This window comes from Gelidibacter sp. (assembly GCF_035577925.1).
In the GTDB taxonomy this organism is placed as follows: Bacteria; Bacteroidota; Bacteroidia; order Flavobacteriales; family Flavobacteriaceae; genus Gelidibacter.
The window spans coordinates 1-4,097 of the sequence record NZ_DATJCY010000180.1 but is presented as its reverse complement, the minus strand read 5'-3'; the positions used below and the strand labels follow the sequence as shown (position 1 = coordinate 4,097).

Sequence of the window (4,097 nt, the reverse complement as noted above, 5' to 3'; positions counted from 1 at the left end):
ATTTTTACGGTGATAATTTAGATGAAGGAAAAATAAAAAAAGCAGTCGATTTATCGATTGAGAAATATTGTGGTGTGATGGAAATGTTCAGACAATTTGCCAAAGTAAACACATCGATCCATTATCATAATAAATAGTGTTCTACTAAGATAATCTAACAGTTCTTAACAAGACCTAACAGGTTTTTTAAACCTGTTAGGTCTCTTGAACTTGAAACATTATAAACTCGAAACAAGAAACCTTTCCATGCGTTGGACCCTAAAACCAAAACCTGAACCTTCTAAAATAAAACACTTAAGTCAGGCACTTCAAGTGGATGAGTCTATTGCCCAACTGTTACTTCAGCGCGGCATTAAATCCTATGAAGATGCCAAACATTTTTTCAGGCCAAGTCTTGATCAGCTACACGATCCTTTTTTGATGAAGGATATGGATAAAGCGGTTGTGCGGATTGAAAAAGCCATTTCGGAAGGTGAAAACATCATGGTTTTTGGGGATTATGACGTAGATGGTACAAGTGCAGTGGCTTTAATGGCATCGTATTTAAAAACAAGAATTGAAACGGTTACCACTTATATTCCCGATCGGTATGACGAAGGTTATGGCGTTTCTATAAAAGGAATAGATTATGCGCACGACAATGACATAACGTTGATTATTGCACTCGATTGTGGCATAAAAGCCATTGATAAAGTAGGCTATGCCAAACAAAAAGGCATTGATTTTATTATCTGTGACCATCACCGACCAGGTGACGAACTTCCTGATGCCGTTGCTGTTTTAGATCCAAAACGTGAGGATTGCACGTATCCTTATGATGAGTTGTGCGGTTGTGGCGTGGGTTTTAAATTGGTTCAGGCGTTGGCTTCCAGAGATGGTAAAACTATTGAAGATTTAAAAGAATATCTCGATCTGGTAGCGATGGCCATTGGTGCCGACATTGTGCCCATTACTGGAGAGAATCGGGTTTTAGCTTATTTTGGATTGGAAATCATCAATAGCTGTCCAAGACCTGGTATTAAAGCGATTATAGATCAAGCGCAAAAAAAGAAATTAACCATAACCGATGTTGTTTTTGTGGTGGCTCCAAGGATTAATGCTGCGGGACGTATGAAACACGGCAATCATGCGGTCGACATCTTGACTGAACATGATGAAGACATCGCAAAAATCCATGCCCTTCAAATCGAACAATTCAACACTGATAGAAAAGAAGCTGACCATCAAATCACTAAAGAAGCGTTAATGCAGATTGAAAACTCCAATGAGCAATCGCGTTTTACATCAGTAGTTTATCAAGAGTCATGGCATAAAGGCGTTATTGGTATTGTAGCGTCACGGTTGATTGAAACTTACTACAAACCCACATTGGTATTTACTAAAAGTGGTGACCGATTGGCCGCCTCCGCCCGATCGGTATCAGGATTTGATGTATATAATGCGCTGGAAGCATGCAGTGCTCATATAGAGCAGTTTGGAGGTCATAAATACGCCGCTGGATTAACGCTCAAGGAAGAAAACTATGAAGCCTTTAAACAGGCTTTTGAAGATGAGGTGTCCAAAACCATTGATAAAGCTCTTTTGACGCCAGAAATTAAGGTTGATATGACTATTGGCTTGGAGGCTATAACGCCAAAGTTTTATCGCATTTTGAAACAGTTTGCACCATTTGGCCCCGGAAATATGCCACCCATTTTTATGACCGAAAATTTACGCGATACAGGTTATGGCAAATGTGTTGGTGAAGATGATAAGCATTTGAGGGTTACCGTGCAGCACGAAAACTCAGACAGAATGGTGGGTATTGGCTTTAATCTAGGGGATAAGTGCGAATTAATTACCGATAAGAAACCATTTAAAGCGGTCTATTCTATAGACGAAAACCATTGGCAAGGCCATGTGACTTTGCAATTGAAGTTGAGGGATATTAAATCTTAAGTTATTTTTAATCCTAAAAACTGATGCAGAGCTGTTGTTGTTTAAAATTTGTATTAAAACTTTATCACCTTTCAGGATTTTAAAATCCATTGATTTTTGAAAGGACCGTTATTTATGGATCAAAAACCGTTTAAAAAAGACCCTTATGCGGCACTCCGTATTAAAGAATTCAATATTTTTCTATTGGTTCGTTTTGCTCTTGTTTTCGCATGGTCTATGCAATTCATTGTCATAGAATGGGAGGTTTATTCCCTCACAAAAGATCCGTGGTCATTGGGTTTGATAGGGCTCATGGAGATTATTCCTGCACTTTCAATAGCCTTGTTTGCAGGTCATATTGTAGATCAAAGTGAAAAGCGCGGACTATTAATCAAATGTATTATTGGTTTTTCAATGATCAGTTTAGGCCTCTTTTTATTGACATGGCCAAGAATCGTTGGAGATTGGTCAACAAATAGTATCCTTTATAGTATTTATGCACTGGTGTTTTGTGGCGGTTTGGTCAGAGCATTTATAGGACCTACCGTGTTTTCATTAATTGCCTTGATTGTTCCAAAAAAGCTATATCCCAATGCTGCTACTTGGAGTAGTTCAACATGGCAAGTGGGTGCTGTTCTCGGGCCGGCGTTGGCGGGTTTCAGTATCAGTTGGATTGGTGTGCATTGGTCCATGTGCTTAATCTTGGGATTCGCGGCGATGGCACTGATCAATTTATTGCGCATTTCTAAAAAACCAATCTTGAATCCTAAAATTGGCGAACCTGTGATGCAAAGTCTTAAAGAAGGACTCCGATTTGTGTTTAAAACCAAGGCCATTTTAGGGGCGCTAACCTTAGATATGGTGGCCGTGCTTTTTGGAGGTGCTGTGGCCTTATTACCCATATTTGCGCAAGATATATTGAAAGTAGGCTCCGAAGGTTTTGGGGTATTAAGAGCGGCTCCGGCTGTAGGTGCGTTTTTAACGATGTTGATTACCGCCTATATTCCGATCAGTAAAAACGCCGGAATGAAATTGCTGGGCGCTATTTTTGGATTTGGAGTTTGTATTATCATTTTCGGATTATCGTCTGTGTTTTGGATTTCGGTCGTTGCCCTGTTTTTCAGTGGTGTGACCGACGGCGTATCTATGGTAATCCGACAAACCATTTTACAATTAAAAACGCCCGATCACATGCGTGGTCGTGTAGCATCAGTAAACTCTATGTTTGTGGGTTCTTCCAATGAACTTGGTGCTTTTGAAAGCGGTTTGGTAGCTAAACTTTTTGGCACCGTTACCGCCGTTGTTTTTGGTGGTACCATGACTTTGGTAACGGTAGTAACAACCGGAATTGTTTCGCCATCCTTTAGAAAACTAGATTTGCGAAAGGATTTGATAGAACATGAAAAAGAAACTTAATAAGTTTTGTGGCATTATTGTCTTAGGTCATTATACTTTTTAGATTTAAAGTCCGAAGGACTGAAATGATTATAAAAAACAATAGGTGTTGATAGAAAACCCGGAAGGGGTGGTATAAAGCTTTCAGCAAGTGTTATGTCACCCTTTCAGGGTTTTGCACGTGTTGTTATTTGTTTCCTAGAATAATGGCATCCCTTCGGGATTAAGGAGATGTCCTTTTTAAAGGCTATCAAACGAATGTGTTTTAGTTGTAAGTTTTCAACTCAAACGTCTCTCCATCAAAAACACCATAAGTATAAAAGCCAATCCAATCGCCGAGGTTAAAATACGTAGCGTTTTCATTGAGCTTAATTTCCATGGGCAAGTGTCGGTGTCCGAACACAAAATAATCACGGTGTTTTTCTTCTAGTTTCCGTTTGCAATACTGCACTAGCCATTCGTTGTCTTCACCAAGAAACTTGGCGTCGTCGTCACCAGAAATGAGCTTGTTTTTGACCGACATGTATTGTGCAATCCTAACGCCCCAATCAGGGTGCAACCATCTAAAACACCATTTAAAAAACGGATTGGTAAATATTTTTTTCATGCGTTTATAGCCCTTGTCGTGTGGCCCCAAACCATCGCCATGACCAATAAAAAAGGTTTGGTCATTAAAAACAAATTCTTTTGGTTGGTGAAAAACAGGAATGTTGAGTTCTTCTTCAAAGTAGCCATCCATCCACAAATCGTGGTTGCCAACAAAATAGTAGATGGGAATTCCAGAA

Annotated in this window: 4 protein-coding genes; 3 read left to right on the top strand and 1 reads right to left on the bottom strand. The window is 39.5% G+C overall.

Annotation, left to right across the window (positions count from 1 at the left end; all coding sequences use genetic code 11):
* From VNJ50_RS06605 to VNJ50_RS06595, 3 genes are all read left to right on the top strand, one after another.
* A partial coding sequence (locus tag VNJ50_RS06605; RefSeq protein WP_414652870.1) for an OsmC family protein occupies positions 1-137 on the top strand: 137 nt, incomplete at its 5' end.
* Between the two features lie 109 nt (positions 138-246).
* Positions 247-1,938 (top strand): single-stranded-DNA-specific exonuclease RecJ, encoded by a 1,692-nt coding sequence (gene recJ, locus VNJ50_RS06600; RefSeq protein ID WP_325580203.1) that lies wholly within the window; start codon positions 247-249, stop codon positions 1,936-1,938.
* Between the two features lie 114 nt (positions 1,939-2,052).
* Positions 2,053-3,333 (top strand): MFS transporter, encoded by a 1,281-nt coding sequence (locus VNJ50_RS06595; RefSeq protein WP_325580202.1) that lies wholly within the window; start codon positions 2,053-2,055, stop codon positions 3,331-3,333.
* A gap of 244 nt (positions 3,334-3,577) precedes the next feature.
* Here the strand turns inward: VNJ50_RS06595 and VNJ50_RS06590 are convergent.
* Positions 3,578-4,097 (bottom strand): UDP-2,3-diacylglucosamine diphosphatase (locus VNJ50_RS06590; protein ID WP_325580201.1); only part of this gene is annotated, 520 nt, incomplete at its 5' end.

Bases quoted from the DNA above. Each gene is read 5' to 3' on its own strand.
- VNJ50_RS06595 (WP_325580202.1), top strand. From the start codon at position 2,053: ATGGATCAAAAACCGTTTAAAAAAGACCCTTATGCGGCACTCCGTATT.
- recJ (WP_325580203.1), top strand. From the start codon at position 247: ATGCGTTGGACCCTAAAACCAAAACCTGAACCTTCTAAAATAAAACAC.